The 21,779-nt window shown below is 68.5% G+C and carries 16 protein-coding genes; 6 read left to right on the forward strand and 10 right to left on the reverse strand.

Annotated elements, in window-relative coordinates; all coding sequences use genetic code 11:
* Window positions 1–6 precede the first annotated feature (6 nt).
* The 3 genes from AB0L34_RS08940 to AB0L34_RS08950 all read right to left on the reverse strand — a co-directional run bounded on the left by AB0L34_RS08940 (window position 7) and on the right by AB0L34_RS08950 (window position 4,786).
* The gene (locus AB0L34_RS08940; RefSeq protein ID WP_357462245.1) at window positions 7–1,497 is read right to left on the reverse strand and encodes an ABC transporter substrate-binding protein; all 1,491 of its coding nucleotides are present in this window, start codon (window positions 1,495–1,497) and stop codon (window positions 7–9) included.
* A gap of 90 nt (window positions 1,498–1,587) precedes the next feature.
* Entirely contained in the window at window positions 1,588–3,084 is a 1,497-nt protein-coding gene (locus AB0L34_RS08945; RefSeq protein WP_363703201.1) for an ABC transporter substrate-binding protein, read from the reverse strand.
* Entirely contained in the window at window positions 3,074–4,786 is a 1,713-nt protein-coding gene (locus tag AB0L34_RS08950; protein ID WP_363703203.1) for an ABC transporter family substrate-binding protein, read from the reverse strand. The genes AB0L34_RS08945 and AB0L34_RS08950 overlap by 11 nt, the downstream gene beginning before the upstream one ends.
* A gap of 350 nt (window positions 4,787–5,136) precedes the next feature.
* Here AB0L34_RS08950 and AB0L34_RS08955 point away from each other — a divergent pair, with 350 nt between their 5' ends.
* On the forward strand, window positions 5,137–5,940 hold the full coding sequence (locus AB0L34_RS08955; protein WP_363703205.1) for an IclR family transcriptional regulator: 804 nt from the start codon (window positions 5,137–5,139) through the stop codon (window positions 5,938–5,940).
* Between the two features lie 115 nt (window positions 5,941–6,055).
* Here AB0L34_RS08955 and aceB read toward each other — a convergent pair whose 3' ends face one another.
* The 7 genes from aceB to AB0L34_RS08990 all read right to left on the reverse strand — a co-directional run bounded on the left by aceB (window position 6,056) and on the right by AB0L34_RS08990 (window position 14,448).
* Window positions 6,056–7,642 carry a malate synthase A gene (aceB, locus tag AB0L34_RS08960; RefSeq protein WP_363703207.1) on the reverse strand — a complete coding sequence of 529 codons (1,587 nt, stop codon included), beginning with the start codon at window positions 7,640–7,642 and terminating at the stop codon, window positions 6,056–6,058.
* A 1,277-nt stretch (window positions 7,643–8,919) separates the two neighbouring features.
* Window positions 8,920–9,849 carry a PfkB family carbohydrate kinase gene (locus tag AB0L34_RS08965; RefSeq protein WP_363703209.1) on the reverse strand — a complete coding sequence of 310 codons (930 nt, stop codon included), beginning with the start codon at window positions 9,847–9,849 and terminating at the stop codon, window positions 8,920–8,922.
* Complete coding sequence (locus tag AB0L34_RS08970; RefSeq protein ID WP_363703211.1) at window positions 9,846–10,733, reverse strand: PfkB family carbohydrate kinase; 888 nt, start codon at window positions 10,731–10,733, stop codon at window positions 9,846–9,848. The genes AB0L34_RS08965 and AB0L34_RS08970 overlap by 4 nt, the downstream gene beginning before the upstream one ends.
* A 13-nt stretch (window positions 10,734–10,746) precedes the next feature.
* On the reverse strand, window positions 10,747–11,592 hold the full coding sequence (locus AB0L34_RS08975) for a hypothetical protein (RefSeq protein WP_357462221.1): 846 nt from the start codon (window positions 11,590–11,592) through the stop codon (window positions 10,747–10,749).
* Window positions 11,593–11,621: 29 nt separating this feature from the next.
* The gene (locus AB0L34_RS08980) at window positions 11,622–12,611 is read right to left on the reverse strand and encodes an ABC transporter substrate-binding protein (RefSeq protein WP_357462219.1); all 990 of its coding nucleotides are present in this window, start codon (window positions 12,609–12,611) and stop codon (window positions 11,622–11,624) included.
* A gap of 50 nt (window positions 12,612–12,661) precedes the next feature.
* The gene (locus AB0L34_RS08985) at window positions 12,662–13,684 is read right to left on the reverse strand and encodes an ABC transporter permease (protein WP_363703213.1); all 1,023 of its coding nucleotides are present in this window, start codon (window positions 13,682–13,684) and stop codon (window positions 12,662–12,664) included.
* The gene (locus tag AB0L34_RS08990) at window positions 13,681–14,448 is read right to left on the reverse strand and encodes an ATP-binding cassette domain-containing protein (protein WP_357462213.1); all 768 of its coding nucleotides are present in this window, start codon (window positions 14,446–14,448) and stop codon (window positions 13,681–13,683) included. Before AB0L34_RS08990 ends, AB0L34_RS08985 begins: the two co-directional genes overlap by 4 nt.
* Before the next feature lie 269 nt (window positions 14,449–14,717).
* Here AB0L34_RS08990 and AB0L34_RS08995 point away from each other — a divergent pair, with 269 nt between their 5' ends.
* The 5 genes from AB0L34_RS08995 (at window position 14,718) to AB0L34_RS09015 (ending at window position 21,311) form a co-directional block, all read left to right on the forward strand.
* On the forward strand, window positions 14,718–16,124 hold the full coding sequence (locus AB0L34_RS08995; RefSeq protein WP_363703216.1) for an FAD-binding oxidoreductase: 1,407 nt from the start codon (window positions 14,718–14,720) through the stop codon (window positions 16,122–16,124).
* Window positions 16,121–17,062: a YhfZ family protein gene (locus AB0L34_RS09000; RefSeq protein ID WP_363703218.1), complete on the forward strand. Its 942-nt coding sequence runs from the start codon at window positions 16,121–16,123 to the stop codon at window positions 17,060–17,062. Before AB0L34_RS08995 ends, AB0L34_RS09000 begins: the two co-directional genes overlap by 4 nt.
* Before the next feature lie 301 nt (window positions 17,063–17,363).
* Window positions 17,364–18,752 (forward strand): MFS transporter, encoded by a 1,389-nt coding sequence (locus tag AB0L34_RS09005; protein WP_363703219.1) that lies wholly within the window; start codon window positions 17,364–17,366, stop codon window positions 18,750–18,752.
* A gap of 157 nt (window positions 18,753–18,909) precedes the next feature.
* A complete protein-coding gene (locus tag AB0L34_RS09010; protein WP_363703225.1) occupies window positions 18,910–19,281 on the forward strand; it encodes an SCP2 sterol-binding domain-containing protein in 372 nt (123 codons plus the stop codon).
* Window positions 19,278–21,311, forward strand: a complete 2,034-nt coding sequence (locus AB0L34_RS09015) for a glycogen debranching N-terminal domain-containing protein (RefSeq protein ID WP_363703221.1) — start codon at window positions 19,278–19,280, stop codon at window positions 21,309–21,311. Before AB0L34_RS09010 ends, AB0L34_RS09015 begins: the two co-directional genes overlap by 4 nt.
* Window positions 21,312–21,779 lie beyond the last annotated feature (468 nt).

Consider the following 21,779-nt stretch of genomic DNA (forward strand, 5'->3'; position numbering starts at 1 on the left):
TGCCGGTTAGCCTTCGCCGCCGGTGATCTTCCGGAGCCGACCCCAGTGCCAGAAGGGGATCCGGAAGTCGACCTGGTCGGCCCAGCCGAAGAACTCGTTGCTGCGCAGCAGGTAGATGCAATACCAGAAGAGCGGGATGACGCTGACGTCCCGTGCCCACACCTCCTGCAACCGCCGGTAGTGCGCGATCCGCTCGGCGCGGTCGGTGGTCGACCGGGCGGCGACGTAGCAGGCATCGGCGTCGGGGTTGGACAGCGCGAGGTGGTTGCGCTGCCCGTCGCTCTCCAGCCGGCTGGCGGTGATGTCCGGGTCGGGCATCATATTGCCGCCGCTGATGGTCAGGTCGAAGTCGCCCTCGCGACCGATCTGCCGCGCCCAGGTCTCCGAGTCCAAGCCGGCGAACTCTACGTGCACGCCGATTGCGGCGAGGTCCTCGGCGACGCTGCGGGCCAGCCCGCCGTGGCCGTCGAAGGTCGCCATGTAGTACATCCGCAGCGACAGCCGGCGCCCGTCCACCCCGCGCGGGTAGCCGGCCTCGTCGAGCAGCTTCTCGGCTGCTGCCGCGTCGTGTCCGACGGCGGTGACGTCGCGGGCCACGGCGAAGCTGCTGCCGGGGAAGAAGTTTGCCCACGGCTCCGACCAGCCGGGCTCCGCGAAGCGCTCCAGGCGGCTGCGGTCCACCGCGTGGGCGATCGCCAGCCGCAGCCGGCGGTCGGCCCACCGCTCCTGGCGGTAGTTGAAGCTCAGCAACGCCACGCCCGGCCCGCGCTCGCGGTACACCGTGGCGTGGGCGGAGCCCTCGGCCAGCGGCAGCCGCTTCATGGTCAGCACGTCTTGCGGGGCAAAGTGCGCCCGGCCGTCGGCGATCATGCGGACGCACTCGTCGAGGTCGGGTTCCACGACGATGGTGACCCGGTCCACGCCGGCCGGCGGCCCCCAGTACCCGTCCCAGGCCTCCAGCACGATCCGCCCGCCGGGCTCCATCTCGACGAACCGGAACGGCCCCGAGCCGACCGGCTTCTGGTTGTACGGGTTGGTCGCCCAGTCGGTGCCCTCATACAGGTGCTTGGGCAGGACGTGGGTGGCGGCGAAGTTGCCGAGCTGGGTGAGGAAGGCGGCGTTGGGCTGCGTCAGGTGGTACTCGAGCAGGTGGTCGTCGAGGACCTTGATGTCGGCGATGCCGTGCAGGAAGGATGCGGCGTGGTAGCCGTTGGCCAGCGCGGTGAGGTGGGTGTAGGCCACGTCGTGGGCGGTCACCGGCTGACCGTCGTGCCAGCGGGCGTGACGGTTGAGGGTGAACCGCCAGCGCCGGGCGCCGTCCAGGCACTCCCAGTGCTCCGCCAGGTCCGGGTAGGACGCGGCCCCGCCGACCTCGGTGACGACGAGGCGGCTGAAGATGTTGTTGGCGACGAAGTAGCCGGCGCCCCCGACGACGTTGCGGTACGACTCGTTGATCTCGGTCGTGCCCTCGGGTACGACGACGATGTACTCGTCCAAGTCCTCTCCTCGGTGTGGTGGGGTGCCCGGGGATGCCCCGGGCCGGTGGGGAAGGTCGGTGCCCGGGGTGTCCGGGCGGCTGGTGGCAGGTCAGGTCACGGGCCGGATCCGGCCCCAGTGCCAGAACGGCACCCGGAAGCCGACCTGGTCCGGCCAGCCGAAGAAGCTGTCGTTGCGCAGGTAGTAGGCCGCGTACCAAAACAGCGGCACCCAGTCGACGTTGCGGGCCCAAACCCGTTGCAGCTCCCGGTAGTGCTCGCCGCGCTGGGTTCGGTCGGTGGTGGCTCGGGCGGCGCCGTAGCAGGCGTCGGCCTCCGGGTCGGAGAGCCGGGCGTGGTTGCGCCCGCCGCCGGTCTCGAACCGGCTGGCGGTGATCTCCGGGTCGGGGACCATGTTGCCGCCGCTGATGGTCAGGTCGAAGTCGGCGTCCCGGCCGATCTGATGCGCCCAGGTCTGCGAGTCCAGGCCGACGACGTCGACCTCCAGCCCGACGGTCCGCAGGTCCTCGGCGACCGCGGCGGCGATGCCGGCGTGTCCGGTGAAGGTCTTCATGTACGCCAGTCGCAGTGCCGGCCGCCGACCGGCCGAGGTGATGCCGGCCGCGTCGAGCAGCCGGACCGCCTCCGCCGGATCGTGGGCCGGCGCGGTGGCGTCCTCGGCGAACGCCCAGTCCACGCTGCGCGGCAGGTAGTGGGCGTACGGCTCGGACCAGCCGGGATCGGCGAGCGGGACCAGCCGTCGGCGGTCCACGGCGTGCGCGATCCCGGCCCGGGCCCGCCGGTCGCGCCACCGGTCCTGGGTGTGGTTGAAGCTGAGCACGGCGATGCCGGGGCCACGCTTGCGCCAGACCGAGGCGGTCGTGCTCCCCTCGGCCAGGTGCAGCCGGGGGAAGGTGAGCACGTCCTGGACCATGTAGTGGGCCCGCCCGTCGGCGACCTTGCGGACCGCCTCGTCCAGGTCGGGTTCGATGTCGAGGATGACCCGGTCGATCTGGGGGCGGGGGCCCCAGTACCCGTCCCAGGCTTCCAGGACCACCCGCTCACCGGGCACGTGCTCGACGAACCGGAATGGTCCCGAGCCGACTGGCTGCTGGTTGTACGGGTTGGTGGCCCAGTCGGTGCCCTCGTACAGGTGCTTGGGCAGGATGTGGGCGAACACCAGGTTGCCCAGCTGGGCGAGGAACCCGGCGTTGGGTCGCCGCAGCACGTACCGCAGCTCGTGCGGGCCGAGGACCTCGATGTCCCGCACGTCGTGCAGGAACGACGCGGCGTGGTACCCGTGGGCCAACGCGGTCAGGTGGGTGTACGCGACGTCCTCGGCGGTGACCGGTTCCCCGTCGTGCCAGCGGGCGTGCCGGTTGAGCTGGAACCGCAGGGTCCGGGCGTCGGGGGCGATCTCCCAGTGCTCGGCGAGATCCGGGTAGGCCGCCGGGGAACCGGTGTCGAAGACGACCAGCCGGCTGTAGATGTTGTTCGCCACGAAGTAGCCGGCGGAGCCGACGAAGTTGCGGTAGACCTCGTTGAATTCGACGGCCGGGGCCGGGACCTCCACGATGAAGTCCCGGCCGGGCCGGAGCTCAGCCGTCACTCTTGATTCCCCACTCTTGCGTGTTGTAGCTGGTGCCGAAGCGGGTCGGGTTGACCCGCACGTTGCCGAGGTCGCTGCGGTACGCGATCAGAGTCGGCGTCTGGTAGATCGGCAATGTCACGGCCTGCTCGCTGATCCGGGTGTCGGCCTTGTTCAGCAGATCGATCACCTGCTGCGGGTCCAGGGTGCGGGCGGCGTCGCTGAGCCAGCCGTCGATCTCCTGGTCTCGGTAGCCGGTGTGGGTACCCTTCGAGCCGAACACCGACTGGGCCGTGGCGGTCGGGATCACGTCCAGGTTGGTGCCGAAGACGATCAGGTCGAAATCACCGGTGTTGACCGTGGTGCCGAGGCTGTCGGTCTCCTGGAGTTGAAGCGTGATGCCGAGCTGCTTGAGCTGGTTCTGGACCAGCACCGAGGTGTCGAGCCGGACCTGGTTGCCCTTGCTGTAGCGCATCCGCAGCGGCGGCACCGGCTTGCCCTTGGGGTCGGTGAGCCGACCATCGCCGATCACGTAGCCGGCGTCGGTAAGGATCTTCTTGGCCGCCTCGATGTTGCCGTCGCCGAGCCCAGTCGAGGTCACGTTGTCGGCGTACGCGTTGACGCCGTCCAGCTTCTGGCCAGGCATGAAGTTGCGGTTGCCGAGCGGCTTGGTGCCGGCCGCGAACTGGCCGATGGTCTTGTCGATGATCGCCTGCCGGTCGACTGCGGTGAAGATGGCCCGGCGCAGGGCGACGTCGGCCAGGGCCGGGTTCGCGGTGTTGATGTCCAGGTGCTCGTAGACCAGCCCCGAGGCCAGCGCGGTGGTGACGTTGTTGATGCCCTTGAGCTGCTGGACGAGGTCGAGGGTGGGGCGGGGCGCCACGACCTGGATCTCGTTGTTGGCCATCGCGGTGACGGCCTGCCGCTCGTCGGTGAGGATCCGGAAGACGAGCTGGTCGAGGTGCGGGCCGTCGCCGTACCACTTGGGATTCTTCTTCATGGTGACCGACTGGTTCGGCACGTACTGCTCGATGAGGTACGGCCCGCCGGACCAGGTCGGCACGGTGGTGCTGAAGTACTCGTTGAACGAGGTGGCCAGGTCGCCGTGCTGGGCGGCGATGTGCGCCGGGAGCAGGTGCGGGAACATCAGCCGCCACGGCTGGTAGGTGTTCTTGAACTCGACGGTGACGGTCTTGCCGTTGTCGCTGCCGGTGATCGAGGCGACCTGGTCGTACCCGGCCTGGGTGGCGGGCTCGCAGGTCGGGCACTGCTGCGGGTCCTGGACCTGCCAGGTGTACTTGAAGTCGTCGGCGGTGATCGGCGTGCCGTCCGACCAGGTGGCCTCCGGGCGGATCCGATACTCGACGGTCTGCGGCGAGTCCTTGATGACCTTCGCCTCGGTGAGCAGCGTGTCGTTCTTGGCCATGGTGAAGTCCGGCAGGGAGATCATCGCGTGCGGGAGCACGGGGTTGAGGATCTGCCGGTAGCCGAAGACGTCACCGGTGGCGTGCAGGATGTTCCAGTTTTTGACGTCGACGTCGATCGAATAGGCGAGCGTTCCGCCGTCGGCGACCTTGGCCTGGTTGGCGTCGAGCTGGCCGGCCTTGACGCCGGAACCGACGTCCTCACCCCCCGCCCCGCTGGTGCAGGCGGCGAGAACGGTCAGCAGGGTGAGGGCGGCTGTCGCCGCCCGGAGACGGCGGTGGGGGTTTCGATTTGACACGGGGGACCTCCCGGTACGTGGACGTGCGTGGTGCCGCGGGGGCTGGCATCAGACGGGTGATGCGCTGGTACCGGGTGCTGTACGCCGGCCAGCCGAGGTCACTCCGTGGTGCGCGGCGGGGCCGGTCGGCCTTCGCGAACCGGCGTGACTTTCCACACTGCGGATAGTAGTATCCGCATCGCGCCTGTCAAGTGCTCTTTCAGTGGAACTCCCGTCCGCCGGGCGGGTACTCCACCGGCGGCGACACGGCCCGCTCGGGTGGCGGCAGCACGGACCCCCCCTGTACGGCATACGATGTGCGCCGCGCGGGCATCGGCGCGGAAACCACGGCGGCACGGGAACGAGGGGATATGGCGCGCGGGAGCGAAGGCGACAGCGAAGGCGCGGGTGGCGGCGTCCAGTCCGTCAAGCGGGCGTTGCAGATCATGAACGTCATCGCCGACACCGGAGCACCGTGCGGGCTGTCCGAGCTGGCGAGCGCCACCGGACTGCCGATCGCCACCATCCACCGGCTGCTCCGGACCCTGATCGGCGCCGGCATGCTGCGTCAGGAACCGGACCGGCGGTACGCGCTCGGCACCGCGCTGATCCACCTCGGCGACCAGGCCCTGGCGATGATCGCTCCGCTGGTCCGGCCGCACCTGGCGGCGCTGGTGGACACCCTCGGCGAGACCGCCAACGCGGCCCGACTCGAGGGAACGCAGATCGTCTATCTCGCGCAGGTGCCATCCCGGCACCAGATGCGGATGTTCACCGAGGTCGGCCGCCGGGTGGAGGCGTACCGGACCGCGGTCGGCAAGGCGATGCTCGCCCAGCTCGACGACCAGGTGATCGCCGAGGTCTACGCCAACACCGAGTTCGTCGCCACCACACCGACCACCATCACCGACCTGGACGACCTACTGCGGGAGCTGCGGACCGTACGGAAGAACGGCTACGCGATAGACGACGGGGAGCAGGAGGTCGGGGTGCGCTGCGTGGCGGTGGCGGTACCCGGACCGCCCGGCACGCTGGCACTGTCGGTCTCCGGGCCGACTGCCCGGATCAACGACAGCCTGGTCGCCAAGGCCGTACCGCTGTTGCAGCAATCGTCCTCGGCGATCGCGGCGGCGGCCAGCTACGTCGGGCTGCCGGCTCCCCGGGCGGTTCGCTAGCCACGCCCGGAAAAGCCGGCGCACCCGCCGCAGTGGCACACCGCTGACCGGCCGCGACACCCACGACCGCAACGCCGGCCGCCTGGCCCGCGCGACCGGCGTTGCGGCGACCGGTTCAGCCGGCGAGCAACCGGTACGCTGGCAGGGTCAGGAAGTCGACGTAGGTCGCCCCGAGTGCGACCTCCTCGAACACCTCGCGGGCCGTTTCGTACCGGCTGGCGGCGAACCACTCCGCGCCCAGCTCGGCCCGGAGCGCGTTGACCTCCTCGGCGATCAGGCCCCGAACCCGCTCCGCCGTGATCACCTCACCGCTGTCCAGCGCCGTACCGGTGTGCACCCACTGCCACACCTGGGACCGGGAGATCTCCGCCGTGGCCGCGTCCTCCATCAGGTTGAAGATCGCCACCGCACCGGTACCCCGCAGCCACGCCTCGACGTAGCGCAGCCCGACCGCGATGTTGTTGCGCAGCCCCGCCTCGGTCACCGCGCCCGGCGTGGCCGCGATGTCGAGCAGATCGTCGGCGGCGACCTTCACGTCGTCCCGCTGCCGCTCGACCTGGTTGGGCCGGTCCCCCAGGACCGCGTCGAACACCTCCCGGCAGACCGGCACCAGATCCGGGTGCGCAACCCAGGAGCCGTCGAAGCCGTCGCCGGCCTCGCGCTCCTTGTCCGCCCGCACCTTGGCCAGAGCCGCCGCGGTGACCTCGGGCTCCCGGCGGTTAGGGATGAAGGCCGCCATCCCGCCCATCGCCACCGCGCCCCGCCGATGGCAGGTTGCGACCAGCAGGTCGGTGTACGACCGCATCATCGGGGCCGTCATCGTCACCGAGTTGCGGTCGGGCAGCACGAACCCGGATCCGGCGTCACGGAATGTCTTGATGATGCTGAACAGGTAGTCCCAGCGCCCGGCGTTCAGTCCGGAGACATGCTCGCGCAACTCGTAGAGAATCTCGTCCATCTCGAACGCGGCGGTGATGGTCTCGATGAGCACGGTGGCGCGGATCGTTCCAGTGGGGATGCTCAGCGCCTCCTGCGCGTAGCGGAACACGTCGTTCCAGAGCCGCGCCTCCCGGTGCCCCTCCAGCTTGGGCAGGTAGAAGTACGGCCCGCTGCCGGCGGCCAGCAGCCGTCGGGCGTTGTGGAAGAAGTAGAGGCCGAAGTCGACCAGCGCGCCGACGGCCGGCGCCCCGTCCACCAGCAGGTGCCGTTCGTCGAGGTGCCAGCCGCGCGGCCGGACCACGATCGCCGGCAACGGTCCCTCGCCGAGCTGGTAGCGCTTGCCCTCCGGGCTGGTGAACTCGATTCGCCGTTCGATGGCGTCGGTAAGGTTGAGCTGACCGGCGACCACGTTCGTCCACGTCGGGGCGGTGGCATCCTCGAAGTCGGCGAGCCACACCTTGGCCCCGGAATTCAACGCGTTGATCGTCATCTTCCGGTCGGTCGGACCCGTGATCTCCACTCGCCTGTCACGCAGGTCGGCCGGGGCGGTTGCCACCCGCCAGTCGCCCGCCCGGACATCGGCCGTCTCCGACAGGAAGTCCAGCCGCCCGGTCCGGGCGATCTCGGTACGTCGGCGCACCCGCTCGGTCAGTAGCCGGTTTCGGTCGCCATGGAAACGGCGGTGCAGGTCGGCGACGAACGCGAGCGCGTCGGGGGTGAGCACGTCCTCGCTGCCCGTTACAGCCGGTCCAACGATCCTCACCGAGGCCTCTGTGGCCACGCTCGACCTCCTGTCTTTCGTATGGCGAATACCAATTTCCGCATGGTGGAATACTTGGGACACCATACCACCAGCATGGGCCTTCCGGAACCACGTCCGACGCCAGAGAACCCGGATGCGAGCCTCCCCCGTCGATCTCCCCACGACCCCGTTCCATACCTGGTGAGCCGGCTCGCCGCCGGCCCCAACCCGGGACCGAACTCAACCGTTCAGGCGAGTCCGCCCACCGTCCGAAGTCCACGCCGGACGGAGGATCCGGGCCGACGTCGTCGTCAGCGAGCTACCGTTCGCCATCCACCTCCCGAGATAGCTCCACGTAAGGCCACCGCCCCGCCTGGCAAACGTGCACACGCCGCGACCCTCCTGCTGCGAGGTCGGGGCAGAGGTGAGGTTGCCGCTCGACGGCATGTTCGACAGGCCACGCCGGCGACCGATGAGCAGCGCCTCCAAGAAATGACCGACGGGCTTTGCATGGCCCCGTGCCCGTCGCCGGCGTGACACCGACCCGTCCGGAGGAAGGACGCGGGCGTGGCCCGTCAATGGCGAAACCCTCGACCGGCGTGGACGGCAAGGGGATCCCGCTCGGGTTGACCGGCGCGGCGGCCAACCGCCACGACTCGCCGCTACTGCGCGACCTTCGACGGTGCAGCACCCAACTGCGGCATCGCCGGCCCGAGCAGGTCACCGCGCGTCTGGACCTCGCCTACGACAACGGTCCGACCGCAACCTGCTCGACGAGTTGGGCTTATACGCCGACAACGCGCGCAAGGGCATCCCCGCCCCGGTCCAGGTCGGCAGACGCTGGGTAGTCGAGCGAACGAACTCGTGGACGAGAGGGGTCGCAAGGTCCGCCACGGCACCGACCGCAACGCCAGGACCATCGTCTTCTACCGGTACCTGGCAGCAGCCATCGTCACAATCCGTCAACTCATCCGCCGTGCCCGAACTCTCTACCGCTGGGATGCCCGGCCCACCACCTGCAGGCTCAAGTGACACCTGCTGCCGGTCGCTCCTAGCTACCAGGCTCAACGCCCTTTGATCTTGCGTTGACCAGCAGCAGCTCGTACGCCTCGGCCCCGTCGGCCGCCACATCGACGGCGTACCCGGCCCGGGCCAGGCCGACGCGCAACGCACCGGCCGGGTCCGTCTCGTCCTGGACGACCTGGCGCCGCGCACACTGCTGCGCCAGCCGGTACGGCGGGCCTGAGCACCCCTCGGCGGCTGTAATCAGACAGCCACCAAAGTCGTGGACGGAACGTTCAGATCGCGGAGATCCGCACCGCGGACAGTTCGGCCTTGACCTGGTCCCAGCTGATATCTCCCGCGGGGAGCCGGCGGGCGTTGGCCCGGGCCGCTGCAGCCGCGACCCGGAGTGCCTCGGCCGGTTCCGACAGGCCGCCAAATGGCGGGCCGGAGGAGCCGCCGAGCCATACTGCGGTGAGGCCGGCCAGGAAGGCGTCGCCGCTGCCGACGGGCAGAGCGTTGGGGATCGCGTCGTGCGAGACCGTCAGACGCGAGCCGTCCGCGCCGAGGAAGCGCGCCCCAGTCGGCCCGGTCGTGACCACTACGGATTTCGCGCCCAGTTTCTGCAGCTGGCTTAGGTCTCCTGGTGCCGCAGCGGCGGCCTCGGCAGCGTTCACCTTGACCAGTGTCGGCCCACGCCGGATGGCCTCAATCAGCGACGGCCCGTCGGAGTCCACGACGACCGGTACCCGACGGGCGACCGCCAGATCGACGATCTCGGCGAGCGCGTCCACGGGCAGCCCGGGCGGCACCCGTCCCGACAGTGCGACGAGATCACACTCTTCGATCTCGTCGGCCACCGCGGAGAGAACGGACGGCCAGATTGTTGAGGAAACGGGCAGGACTGGCTCGTAGACCTCGGTCAGAACCGCGTCGTCGCCGAGCAGGCAGAGGCATTGCCGGGTCTCTGCGCCGCTGTCAACAAACCGCACATCCAGCGGCGGCGCGAGCGCCCGCACGAGCTGCCCGGTCTCACCGCCGGCCAACGAGACCGACCGCACGCGGACGCCGAGCCCCGAGGCGGCCCTCGCGGCGTTCAGGCCTTTACCACCGGCGCGGACCAGCACTTCGCGCGGCCGGTTGATCGCGCCGAGCCGCAGCTGCGGCAACCAGGCGTACCGGTCTAGGGAGGTCGCTAGCCCGACGATCAGCAGGCGGCCGCTCACTCGGCCAGCAACCCGGCGTCAGGCACGACCGTCATCGGCCCCTCGGTCTGGATCGCCGCGGCTGCTACCCGCGCCCCGGCCCGCGCTGCGGCCACCGGGTTTTGGCCGGCCAGCGTCGCCGCGATGAAGCCGGCCGCGAACGAGTCCCCCGCCCCGTCCGTGTCCACCGGTTCCACCGGCAGCGCGTCGACGTGTGTGGTCCCGGAAGCGTCGGTGACGGTCGCGCCGCCCGAGCCGAGCGTCGTGCACACCGTCGCGCCCGCGGCCACCAGGGAGAGTGCGTCAACGCCGAGCGCCGCGAGTTCGCCCTCGCTGGGCAGCAGCACGTGCGCAAGCCCGAGCACCTCGATCAGCGCGCTGCGGGCCGAGCGGTGCAGGGCTTCGGGCCGCACGTTCGGGTCGACCGAGATCCGGGCGCCGGCCGCTCGGGCCCGACGCAGCGCGGACAGGGTCGTCGCGGCGAGCGGTTCGCCGAAGATCAGCGCGGAGCCCGACATGTGCACCCAGTCGGCCCGCTCCGGCAGGTCACCGAGATCCCGTTCGTTGATCAGCGTCGCGGCCGTGCCGGCCACCCGGAAGTCGAAGTCGCGCGCCTCTCCTCGGTAGGTGATGTAGGCCGTTGCGGTCGGGGCATCCGCGGCTATCGCGAGGTGGTCGGTCACCACATTCCCGGCGGCGAGGCCGTCCGCCATCACCTTGCCGTGACTGTCCCGGCCGACTCCACCGACGAACATGGTGGGTACGCCGAGCCGGGCGGCCACGTACGCGGCAATCGCGGGCGAGCCGCTCGGCCACGGCCCGGTGTACGGAGCGTCGGCGTGTGAGCCGTCCGCGCCGATGTCCCGCTGGTAGGCGACGATCGCCTCACCCACGATCAGCAACATTGGCGTCCGTCCCTCACAGTCGGGCGAGGGCGTCATCCACCGACGCACCCTCGTGGACGACGCTGCGCAGCCCGGCTAGCACGGCGTCGGGACGGGAAGCCCGGAAGACCCGGCGGCCGAACATCACTCCGGCCGCGCCGGCCGCGATCGAGTCAGCGGCAAGCTGAAGCGTGTCCTTCTCGTCCTCACCGCCCGGGCCGCCTGCGACCAGGATCGGCGCGTAGCAGCTCTGCGCCACAGGTGCGAACGCGTCCACGGACCCGTTCCACAGAACTTTTACGAGGTCCGCGCCGATGTCGGCGGAGATCCGGCAGTACAGGCTAAGCACCTCGGTGCTGAGTGCGTCGCCTCCCTCGGCCTCCAGCGACGACCGAGGCTCGACGATGACGGCGACGCCGACCTTGGCCGCCTCGGCGACGATCCGGGCATTGCGCTCGATCTCGGCCCGTTCGAGCGTGCTGTCGCGCTGACCGATGTACAGGTAGGTCATGACCGCGTCGACGCCGGCGGCGGCCACCTCCTCGAGCGAGGCGAGCTGGGCCAGAACGCCCTCGCTGCGCCCGTCCTTGCCGGGGGTGTAGATCCTGCGGCCGTGGTTCTTCCAGTCCAGGTGCAGGACCGCGGCGGGGCGGCCCCTGCCGACGTAGAAGTCCTCGAGGAGCGGCAGCATGCCGGGGGACACCATGACGCCGTCGGCCGCCCCCATCTTGGCGAAGGCCGCATCGATCTCGGCCCGGGTCCGCAGTCCGGCGGGCGGGCCGCTCATCACACCGTGTGAGGCCGCGACGACGACCGACCTTCCCGTGGTCGGGCTCAGCAGACGGCCGAGCCTGATCTTCTTACCGGTACGCGAGTCCATGTCTACCTTTCGCCAAGATGGGGTGGAGATCAAGCCGCCGGGCAGTCGAAGCTGTAGAGGTACTTCTTGACCTCGGGGCTGTCCAGGTTGTCCTTGGTGGCCACCACCGCGCCGGTCGAGATGACCTTGGTGACCGGCTTGCCGGTAAGCGCGTTGATGGCCTGCTCGCCGGCCGCCACGCCCTCGTCGTACGGCTTGAGCACGACCTGCGCGGCGACCTCGCCGTCGCGGATCTGCTTGACGCCGGGCGGGTTGGCGTCGAAGCCGACGACGGTCACCTTGGTGTCCTTGGCCGCGCGCAGCGCCGCGACGGCCCCCTCGGTGTTGAACGCGGCCGTGGAGAAAATGCCGACCAGGTCGGGATGGGCGGCGATCGTCGACGAGACAATCGAGGACGCGGTCTGCACACTGTTGTTGGAGTACTGCTGGCCCAGGTCCTTGAGTGCCGGCGCGGCCTTGAGTCCTTCGGCGAAGCCCTTGAAACGGTCGTCGGTAGTGGTGACGCCGGCCGACAGGTTGACCGTGAGAACCGAGCCGGACCTGTTGCCAAGCAGCTCGATCAGCTTGGCCGCGGCGGTCTTGCCGGCCTCGACGTTGTCGGAGCTGACCTGCGCTTCCGCCAGAGACGGGTCCTCGAGCGTGGTGTCAACCAGGACCACCTTGATGCCCTGGGCGACGGCCTGCTTGAGCGGCGCGTACAGCGCTTTGCTGTCGGTCGGCGCGATGATGATCGCGTCAGGCTTCTTGGCGATGACCGCCTGCAGGATGGGGATCTGGTCGGTCGGGCTGAACGACTTTGGCGCTTGTACCTCGACGGTCGAGTTGCTCGCCTTCGCGGCGGCCTGCACGCCGCACGCTACGGAGCCGTAGTAGGCGTCGTTCGCGACGCCCGGGATCAGGGCGATCTTGAAGCCGCTGGTCTTGTCGCCGGAGCCGCCGGAGTCGTTGCCGCCGCAGGCGGCGAGAGAAGTCAGGAGCATGGCCGCGGTCGCGGCAGATACCCAGCGGTAAGGACGCATGGGGGGATTCCTTCCTGGGTTACTGAAAGAGGGGGTGGTAGGGGGTGGGTTCAACGCCTGGTGCGGGACCGCCGGCGCAGCTGGTCGAGGTAGACGGCCGCGACGAGGACGACGCCGACGGCGAAGTCGCGCCAGAAGGAGTTGAGGCCGACGATCACCAGGCCGTTGGCGAGCACGGCGGGGATCATGGTGCCGACGAGGGTGCCGAACATGGTGCCGACGCCGCCGAAGAGGCTGGTGCCGCCGATGACAACCGCGGCGATTACCGCGAGGTTGTCGGTGCCGTGGCCGCTCAGGGTCGTGGAGCCGAACTGGGCGTAACTCATGATTCCCGCCAGGCCGGCGAGCAGCCCCGCGACCGTGTAGACGCTGATCAGATGCCGGTCGACGTTCATGCCGGCCCGCCGGGCTGCCTCGGCGTTCGAGCCGATCGCGTAGGTGCGCCGCCCGTAACGGGTGAGCGCGAGGATCAGACCGCCGACGAGCGCTACCAGTAGCGCCACCCAGACCAGCCAGGGCAGGCCAACGAAGCGCCCGACACCCAGGGTGTCGATCAGTTCGTTGGGCACGTCCTTGAGGTCGTTGCCGTTGGTGACGATCTGGGCCAGGCCCATCGCGGCCCCAAACGATCCGAGCGTGGTGATCAGCGGCGGCACACGTAGTTTTGTGATCACGATGCCGTTGATCGCGCCCCAGACAGCGCCGGCCAGCATCGCGACGACGACGCCGACGATGCTGGCGCCCCAGCCTTGCGGACCCATGGCGATCATCACCTTGCCCGCGATGACGCCCGAGAAGACGAGCACCGAACCGACCGAGAGATCGACGCCGCCGGTGATCAGCACGAACGTCGCGCCGACACCCATCACGATCAGCAGGGACGCGTTGATGAGGATATTGATCAGGTTCGCGCTGGTGAAGAACGCACCGAAGTCGAGGATGGCGAACAGGGCCACGATCACGAGCAGGACCGCGGTGATGTCGGTGGCCGAGCCGAGCAACACGCGGCGGCCGCGGGGCGGGACGGCGCTGCCAGCCGGTGTCTCGGTGGGCGTCTCGGTAGTCGATGTCATGCCGCGTCCTCACTGGTGAACGCGCCGGTCATGGCGCCCACGATCTGTTCCTCGGTGGTGTCCCGGGTCGTCAACCGGGCGACACGGCGGCCGAGCCGGAGCACCTCGATGCGGTCGGAAACGGCCATGACGTCGGGGAGGCTGTGGCTGATCAGCACGACCGAGCGGCCCGAGTCACGGACCCGGCGGATCAGGTCGAGCACCGCGCGGGTCTGGGGCACGCCCAGCGCGGCGGTCGGCTCATCCATGATCACGAGCTTGTTCGCCCAGGTGACGGCCCGTGCGACGGCGACGCTCTGCTGCTGGCCGCCGGAGAGCATGGCGACCGGAGCCGAGGCGTCCTTGATGTTGACGTTCAGTTCGGTGAGCACCTGCTGGGCATGCGTCGCCATCCGCTTCTTGTCCAGCACCCCGAGCCGGCCGAGCAGGCCCTTCGCGAGCAACTCACGACCGAGGTAGAGGTTTGCGGCGGTGTCCAGGTCGGGCGCTAGGGCGAGGTCCTGGTAGACCGTCTCGATGCCCATCGCGTGGATCTCGCTGGGCGTCCAGCCGGCGATTGACTTGCCGTGGAAGAGGATCTCACCCTCGTCAGGGCCGTGCACCCCGCAGATCGTCTTGATCAAGGTGCTCTTGCCGGCGCCGTTGTCGCCCATGAGCGCCACGACCTCACCGGGATGGACGGAGAAGTTCGCTCCGCGCAGGGCCTCGACGGCGCCGAAACGTTTCCTCACCCCTCGCGCCTCGAGCAGTGCGTGCGCTGTCACCGCTTCTCACCTTCCCGTAGTGGGTGGCGGCCTGTGGGCCCGTCCTCGAAAATTCAGAAGTCTGTCTGTTGAGCAGAGGCTAGGAGTGCCGTTTCCAACATGTCAAGGGTTTGCTTCGGCAGACTTCCTGGTCCTGACGCCTCCCTGGGGAGGGAGGCCATCGAGTCCCGCAACCCGCACAACACGTCTTGACAACTCAGTTTTTTGAGGATTGAGTAAGCGCACCCGGAGCGTGACAGGCGGTCCGATTAGTGATCAGGGAGTAAGTCATGTCGGCCGCCTCGGTAATCGACCAACTCCGCCACGCCTTCGGCCCGGACGCGCTGCTCACCGACGACGCCGACCGCGACGCCCGCAGCCACGACACGTGGCCTGTCGCCACCGTGTGGGCCAAACTCGGCAGGCACCCCTTCCGTCCGGACGCGATCGTGCGCGCCCGCACTGTCGCCGACGTCGTCGAGGCACTGCGGATTGGCGCCGAGACGGACACCCCCATCACCGCCTGGGGCCTGGGCTCCTCCGTAACCGGCCAGCCGCTGCCTGTCGCGGGCGGCATCGTGCTCGACATGGCCGAACTGGTCTCCGAACCCGAACTGAACGAGGTCGACCGCACGGTCACCGTCGCGGCCGGCGTACGCGGCAGCGACCTCGAAGCCTGGCTCAACCAGCGCGACCTCACACTTAACCACTCACCCCAGTCGCTCGGCCGGTCCACTATCGGCGGCTGGATCGCTACCCGGGCCACCGGCCAGTTCTCCTCCCGCTACGGCGGCATCGAGGACCTCCTCGTCGGCTACCAGGTGGTCCTGGCCGACGGCACGATCGCCGAGCTCGGCCAGCGCCCACGCGCGGCGATGGGCCCCGACCTGAAGCAACTGTTCATCGGCTCCGAGGGCACCCTGGGCGTGGTCACCCAGGTGACGCTGAAGGTCTTCGCACGCGCCGAGCACCGGATCGTCGAGGCGTTCGCACTACCGACCGTCGACGCCGGTCTGGCCGCAATGCGGCGCATCAGCCAGGCCGGGCTGCGACCGTTCCTGGTCCGCTTCTACGACCTCGACGAGGCCGCCCACGCCGTCCCCACCACGCCCGCCACCGCACCGGTATTGTTCCTTGGACACGAGGGCCTGGCTGACGTCGCGACCGCCGAGCACGCCGCGGCCACCGCGATCGTCGCGTCGCTGGGAGGAACGAGCATGGGGGCCGCACCGGTCAACGCCTGGCTCGACCGCCGCTACGACTTCTCGACGGTGGAAAACCTCCTCGCCCGGCCAGGTGGGTACGCCGAGACCGTCGAAGTCGCCAACCTGTGGAGCCGGATCGGCCCGATGTACGCCGAGCTCAAGGAGCAGCTCGCCCCGCTAGCCGGCGAGGTGCTGGGTCACTTCTCGCACGTGTACGACCAGGGCTCGTCGCTCTACTTGATTCTGCTCGGCCAGGCCGACGACGACGAGGTGGCGCTGAGCCGGCTCGAGGAGATCTGGGCCCGGGCCATGAAGGTGGTGATCGCCCACGACGGCGAGATTTCGCACCACCACGGCGGGGGCCTGGCCCGACAGCCCTGGGTCGAAGAGTCCCTGGGCACCGGCTATCCGGTGCTCCGCCGGCTCAAGGATGCGCTGGACCCCAGCCATCTGCTCAACCCCGGCAAGCTGGGCCTCGGTTCCCGGCCGTGACTGCGACCGCCGAACCCGATGTCCGCGCCCACGTGGCGCGGGTACTGCTCGCCCGCGAGGTGGGTCAACGCATCCCGACGGTGCAGGAGTTGCAGGCGAGCACGGGCGCGGGCACGGGCACGGTAGTCAAGGCGCTGCGCAACCTGCAGGACGCCGGAGCAGTGACCCTGACCGCGCGGGGCCATCAGGGCACCGTGGTGGTAAGCCGGGACATCGGACAGCTATGGAACGCAGCCGCCCTCGGCAACTTCCGGATGATCCTGCCGCCGCAAGGCCCCGTCGAGCAGCAGGGCATCCTCGAAGCGATCCAGAACGCGCTCGCCGACCTCGGCATCGCGGTAGTCGCCGACTTCCGCCCGGGCGCGATCACCCGGCTCGAGGACGTCTACCACGAGCGGGTGCACGCCACGGTCACCTCGGCCGGGGCGCTGGAGCGGCACAAGGAAACCCTGCCCGGACTGGCCGGTCTCGACCTGGGCCCGGGAACCTTCTACTCCAACGGCTCCCTCGTCGTTGTCGAGCACGCCACCCGCAGGCCGGGCACTCCCCTGCGGGTGGGCATCGACCGCAACTCGTACGACCACCAACGGCTGAGCGAGGCCGAGTTCGGCGACCGCAACCCCGAGTACGTGCAGTGCCCATTCGTCTTCGCCCCGGCAGCCGTGCTCGCCGGGGACATCGACGCGGCGGTCTGGCACTCGATGCCCACCGTCATCCCGCCCCAACTGGCCGGCCTGCGCCTGCGCCCGCTCGCCACCGCTGCGGGAAAGAGGGCGTGTACCCAGATCTCCCCCGCCGTCATCGTCACACGCACCCTCGACGCGAACGTGAACGCGCTGCTACGCCACGTTAGACCGACCGACGTCGTCCGTACGCAGAACAGGCTCTTGCGGGCCGCCGCGAACAAGAGTTACGCGGGCACCCTGCGCCTGCACTGAGCCATTGGCTCGCGCCACCTGCATCGTCATCACCCGCGCAGGTATCCAATGCCAGCTCCACCGCTACCCGCACACCCAACCGGTATGGCGCAACGCCCCCGACCGCCCATGAACGGATGGGCAGCCAACCGCACCTTCCGTGACGGCCTCCGGCGCATCGCCAGCATCGCGCTGCCAACCGACTCCGCGATCCCCTATGGGGGCAGCCTGTAGCTGTCTCGATCCGGTCGGCCTGGTGGACGTGCCAGCAGGCTTCGTACGAACAGGGCAGCAAGAACGTCGGTGTTTACCTTCGGCAGAAATGGGAAGCCGCGATGTCCATCGAGGTTCGCTGCAGGAAGTGACCGCCTCTGGAGGTCTTATGCCGAAGACCTTCCTGACGCCGCGACAGGTCGCGTTAGTTGCGATGATCGGCACTGCGGTTGAAATTTACGATTTCCTGCTCTACGCGTTCATTGCGGCAACTGTTTTTGGCCCGCTCTTCTTTCCCGGTTTCCACCCATGGCTCGGCACCCTGGCCGCCTTCTCCAGTCATGCTGTTGCCTTCTTCATACGGCCCCTGGGTGCTGCACTATTCGCCCGCATCGGCGACCGCGTCGGCAGGCGCCCTGCCCTTCTCGGGTCTCTTGCCATGATGGGTGTGGCGACCGTCGGCATCGGACTGCTTCCGACGTACTCGACCATCGGTATAACCGCGCCCCTTCTCTTGGTAGCACTCCGACTGGTGCAAGGGATGGCCGTCGGTGGCGAATATCCGGGAGCGGTGGTGGTTGCCGTCGAGCATGCGCCGCCGCATCGGCGGACTTTATATGGGTCGTTCCCACAAATTGGCTTCCCGTTGGGGATCCTGATCGTCGCGGTGACACTGGTGGTGGTCAACGCTGCCGTGGGCCCGGCGGTATTCGACGTGTGGGGATGGCGAATTCCCTTCTTGTTCAGCGCCCTGCTGGTGATCGTCGGCCTGCTGTTCCGTGCCCGACTGGCGGAGACGCCGGAGTTCGTCGCCGCGATGAAGGGTCCAAACGTCAGACGAGCCGCCGGCGCCGGCCAGATCCGAAAGCTCCTCAGGGAGGCGCCCAGGCCCGCTGCGATTGGGATCCTTATGGGGATTGGCCCGGCCGCCTTCGCCTATGCGTACCTGACAAGCCTACTTGCCTACGTCAAGGTCTACGTACCAACTCTGCCCGTCTCCTGGGTACAACTCGGACTGATGCCGACCGCGACCGTCATAGTCATCGTTGCCATCGCGAGCGCCCATTACGGGGACCGGTGGGGCAGGGAACGGGCAATAATCATTTCCGGCGTTTGGCTGATCTTCTGGGCGGCGCCATCGTATTGGCTGGTCGGCGCATCGTCCTTGCCGGCACTGCTGGCGGCGATGATGGTCGGAGCCGTCCCGTACGGGATCTTCAGCGGGATAGCGCCAGCACTGACGGCAGACCTGTTTCCGGTCAAATTGCGTTACATCGGTGTAGCGGCCAGCATCACCATCGCCGTACTCATCGGCGGCGCACTTTTGCCAATTCCCGCGCTTTCCCTCACCAGCGCGACCAACGGATCCATCGCCCCGATGGTGATCATGATGGTGATAGCCGGCGCTGCCACGACCGTCGGCGGCCTGCTGGCCTACCGGAACCGTGCAATTCGATCAACAGCACCCCGAGTACTCGGCGGTAGTTCGACGCCATGAATCTCGTGACTCCTTGATCGCCGTCGCCAAGGGCTCCGCACGTGTCGGTTCACCTCTTGTGGGTAACCCAGGGATGTAACGCCGTCGAGGGGTCTGCTGCCGTCGAGGGGTCTGCTGCCGGGTGAAGGGTGGCGTGGCGCATAGGGGGTGAGGACCCATTCGGGATCCGACCGGCGAATTCTTCGAGGCGGTACGCAGGCGTGCGCATGAACCCCTGTTGGAGGGAACGGAGGGCACGATCCTGTTTAGCCTTAGCCAGGATCACCGGACGAACCACTGGTTCGTGGAGATCAGGAACGGGGAGGTCCGGGTGTCGCGGGAGGAACGCGGGGCCGACTGCGTCGTTCGCACCGACCACGCGCTGTTCGACAGCATGGCGACCGGCCGTGAACGCATGCGGCGGGCATGGCTGCGGAACGAGGTCGTGGTTGAGGGTGATCTGATGTTGCTGGCCCGCTTTGAACGCATTTTCCCCGGTCCGCCTTGGGCACGCCACCCGCAGGTCGGCGGTCGGGAACACCGGCCATGAGCGCGGATCTCGTCAGAATTCTGGACGGCGGCACATTCGTGGTGAGCGACTCCAACGGCGACATCGTAGCGTCGCCCACGTTTCCGACTGGTCTCTTCTCGTTCGACACACGATTCCTGTCGACGTGGCAGTTGAGCGTCAACGGCGAACGGCTGCAGGCACTGACCGTTGATGACCTGGAGTACTACGAGACGCGTTATTTCCTGGTCCCCGTCGCCCCGTCGCCCCTTATCGAACCCGAGTTGTCCGTGATCCGCCAACGTTCGATCATCGGCAGCATGCACGAGCGACTGACCGTCCTCAATCATGAGCGGGAGCCGGTCCACGTGTGCATCCGTGTGGACGCCAGCAGCGACTTCGCCGACCTGTTCGAGATCAAGGACGTACGGCAGAAGAAGGGGAGCTACTACACCCGGATCGAGAACGGCTGTCTGCGTCTCGGCTATCAGCGAGGGACGTTCCGCCGCGAGAGCGTCATCACCAGTGACCCGCCCGCCCATGTTGACGAGCGGGGCTTGACCTTCACCGTCCGGCTCGAACCCCACAGTCAGTGGGCCGCCGAGATACGCGTCGAAACCGTGGGACCGGACGGGCGGGACATTCGCATGGCTCTTCAGGGCCGGCCCGGTCGGACGAGGCCACAGATGCGCCATGACCTCGAGGCGTGGCTGCGTCGCGCACCACGGCTCGAGTGCGACAACAAGTCGCTGGCGACGGCATATCAGCGCGGGCTGGTCGATCTTGCCGCGCTACGATTCATGCCGCTGATCGCTGGCGGGGAGAGTGTTCCGGCGGCCGGGCTGCCATGGTTCATGAGCATCTTCGGTCGCGACAGCATCTTCGTGTCTCTGCAGGCGCTGCCGTTCGTGCCGGGCCTCGCCGCCACAACGCTGCAGGTGCTAGGAGCTTTGCAGGGCAGCAGGCTGGACGACTTTCTCGAGGAGGAGCCCGGCAAGATCTTGCACGAGGTGCGGTACGGGGAGACGGTCGCATTCGCAGAGCAGCCGCACTCGCCGTACTTCGGGGCGGCTGACGCCACTCCCCTGTTCGTGGTGCTGCTCGACGAGTACGAGCGCTGGACCGGCGACGTCGCCTTGGTGCGGCACCTCGAGCCGGTTGCGCGGGCCGCGCTGGGCTGGATCGACGAGTACGGCGACATCATGGGCAACGGCTACCTGTGGTACCAGCGTCGGAATAAACAGACCGGGCTGGACAACCAGTGTTGGAAGGATTCCTGGGACTCCATCTCCTACCACGACGGGACGTTGCCGGGGCTGCCCCGGGCAACCTGTGAACTGCAGGGCTACGCGTACGACGCAAAGATGCGCGGCGCCCGACTGGCCCGGGAGTTCTGGAACGATCCGGCGTACGCCGACGCGCTCGAGGCACAGGCGGCGGATCTCAAACGCCGGTTCAACCACGACTACTGGGTGGCGGACCGTGAATTCTATGCGTTGGCCCTCGACACCGACGGCCGGACGGTGGACGCGCTCTCCTCGAACATCGGCCACTTGCTGTGGAGCGGCATCGTCGAGGAGTCCCGCGCCGGCGCGATCGCCGCCCACCTGGCCGGACCGGAACTCTTCTCCGGTTGGGGCGTACGGACACTGGCGAAGGGTGAGGGACGATACAACCCGGTCGGCTATCACGTCGGCACGGTCTGGCCATTCGACAACTCGATCATCGCATGGGGGCTCCGGCGCTACGGCTTCGCCGAACAGGCCGGGCGAATCGCGGAAGCGATCATCGATGCGGCGCAGTACTTCAGGGGGCGCCTACCAGAAGCATTCGCCGGCTACGAACGAGAGTTGACCAGATACCCCGTCCAGTACCCCACCGCATGTAGTCCGCAGGCGTGGTCGACGGGCACACCCATGCTGTTGCTCCGGACGATGCTCGGCATGGAGCCGCACGCCGGCCGTCTGGCGACCGATCCGGTGATTCCCGATCGGATCGGCCGAATCACCCTGTGTGGCGTTCGTGGGCGGTGGGGCCGCGCCGACGTCTCGGCAGGCGGACAACCATCGTGAATAGACTGGCAACCGCCCATATTCGTCTTTTGCGTGTGCTCGCTGCTGGAGGTGGCGACGAACTTGCGCCGAGGGCGAGGACGCCGGCGGCGATCCACGACAGGCCGGGGTGCTCGCGCGCGCCCGCCCTGCTAGACCAGGCAGGCCCTGCCGATCCCGAACAGCGCGGCGACGATGTGCGCGGATGCTTGATCTGGAGACTTGTCGCGGGCCACGATCGCAGCCGTCACGATTGCGTGTTCTTGGTCGTTCACACAGAGACTCACGCGATGACCCGCCTCTATCTTGGCGGCACGCCGTAGCAGGTCCGCTCCTACACCACTCCGCGGGACGTGACGGCCATGGGTGCTGCCTCATCGCCGCAAAGCGCTACGCGAGAAACGGGTCTGGTGGTTAGGAGTTGTTAGGGAATAGCCGAGAGGTGCCTTGTCGGCGGGTCGGCCGGGGCACCGTGTCTGGTGCCTGGGC

The sequence above is a fragment of the Micromonospora sp. NPDC052213 genome (assembly GCF_040679695.1).
Classification (GTDB): domain Bacteria; phylum Actinomycetota; class Actinomycetes; order Mycobacteriales; family Micromonosporaceae; genus Micromonospora.

Excerpts from the sequence above, each read along its gene's own strand:
- AB0L34_RS08955 (WP_363703205.1), top strand. The coding sequence starts at position 5,137 with ATGGCGCGCGGGAGCGAAGGCGACAGCGAAGGCGCGGGTGGCGGCGTC.
- AB0L34_RS08995 (WP_363703216.1), top strand. The coding sequence starts at position 14,718 with ATGTCGGCCGCCTCGGTAATCGACCAACTCCGCCACGCCTTCGGCCCG.
- AB0L34_RS08985 (WP_363703213.1), bottom strand. The coding sequence starts at position 13,684 with ATGACATCGACTACCGAGACGCCCACCGAGACACCGGCTGGCAGCGCC.
- AB0L34_RS09005 (WP_363703219.1), top strand. The coding sequence starts at position 17,364 with ATGGGAAGCCGCGATGTCCATCGAGGTTCGCTGCAGGAAGTGACCGCC.
- AB0L34_RS08975 (WP_357462221.1), bottom strand. The coding sequence starts at position 11,592 with ATGGACTCGCGTACCGGTAAGAAGATCAGGCTCGGCCGTCTGCTGAGC.
- AB0L34_RS08970 (WP_363703211.1), bottom strand. The coding sequence starts at position 10,733 with ATGTTGCTGATCGTGGGTGAGGCGATCGTCGCCTACCAGCGGGACATC.
- AB0L34_RS09015 (WP_363703221.1), top strand. The coding sequence starts at position 19,278 with ATGAGCGCGGATCTCGTCAGAATTCTGGACGGCGGCACATTCGTGGTG.
- AB0L34_RS08980 (WP_357462219.1), bottom strand. The coding sequence starts at position 12,611 with ATGCGTCCTTACCGCTGGGTATCTGCCGCGACCGCGGCCATGCTCCTG.